The following is a 1,481-nucleotide window of genomic DNA, read 5'->3' on the forward strand; positions in this document are numbered from 1 at the left end:
GCCGTTGGGGGAGTTGGCACGCCTGTTGACCCTGGCGATCACAGTGAATGCGCAGGATGGCAGTGCCAGCGGCTTCCTCATCAAGGAAGACCAGTTGTTTGGCTTGCATGTAGGGGGCGCGCTGGTCAATGTGCAGGGGCACGAGCAGAACTACGATCCGAGCCTGGTTCATGTGGTGGGTGACGACATCTTCGTAGCCCAGAAAGCCTTGAGGCAATGGCTGTCCATCGATTTCGAGGTGGACCTGCCGACCCTGCAGTTGCGCATCAAGCCGCGTGTCAGGCTGCCGATGCAGGCCCGTTTGCAGCGCGAAAAACAGGGTGCGCCTGGCACCTCGATGGCATCGCGTGCGCAAGATGGCGGCTACGACCTGGTGGGCGTACCGTATGCGATGGCACGCGCGCCCTTTATCGATCAAACGCTGGGCAGCGACGCCCGCTTCGGTCGGGACGCCGCACAGTACAAGACGGCCTATGCGGCCTACATCACCACAGACCTGCTGGGCATGGAGGCCGCCGCGTACCTGTCCGCCTCCAGGGAGAAGCCTGTGCCCGAAGTGCGCCTGGCCTTGGCCCGGCATGATCCGGACGGCCAGTTGCTGGGTCCGATGGGCGCGCGTACCGTCGAGTTGGGTCACATCGTGATGCCAAGCGTGCCTCATGTGTTGATGAGCGGGCAGGGCGGGCTGGGCGTGGCGGCCAACAATCACGCGATGGGGCAGCCGAGCAACTTCGATCGACACAGCATCCGTGGGGATCTGCCGCCGGGTTGGGATGTCACGCTGTACTACAACGATGCCCTTGTCGGCTATCAGCCCTCAGGCGCGGATGGGCGCTACGCCTTCGATGATCTGCCCTTGTCTTTTGGGCCCAATGAATTCCGGCTTGTTTTCAACGGCCCTTTGGGTCAGGTGCGCGTCGAGCGGCAGAGCTTTCTGCTCGATCAGGCCGTCATCAAACCGGGCGAATTTTTTTATACCCTGGCGAGTCAGCAAACGGATCTGGGTGCGCTGCATGTCGCGCAGTTTGACCTGGGCTTGACGCGGGCCTTGTCGGCCAACCTCGGGCTGGTCTCGCGCCCTTCCGGCGCAGCAGACGAGCCGGCCACATTTGCGCAATGGGGCTTGCGCGCCTACCAGGACGGCTTGATCGTCAGCTCGCAGATCACCACGGCGCGGGATGGCGGCTGGCTATCGGACACGGTCTTCAAGACCCGGCTGGGCCGGTTTGCCGTGGGGGGTGAGCATGTTCAGCGCAACAGTCACTTTTTCAGTGAGATGTATGCCCCGGGGCAGGACGGCCTTCGATACCGCGACAAGCTGGGCATGACCGGATCGATGCAGCCCGACGATGGTGCGCCGGTCTCCCTTGCGCTGGAGGCGTCGCGCGATGTGCTGGCCTCGGGCATGGACAACACAGGTGTGGCCGGGCGTATCTCCAGCGTGCTGGCAGGCAATGCGGTGTCCAACAACCTGCGTTGGC

Annotated in this window: 1 pseudogene; it reads left to right on the plus strand. The window is 63.4% G+C overall.

Annotated features, from left to right (window positions below):
• Positions 1-1,481 (plus strand): annotated as a pseudogene (locus EPO09_RS14025) (hypothetical protein); the annotation flags it as partial.

The organism is Aquabacterium sp., from assembly GCF_004297345.1.
GTDB lineage: Bacteria > Pseudomonadota > Gammaproteobacteria > Burkholderiales > Burkholderiaceae_C > Aquabacterium.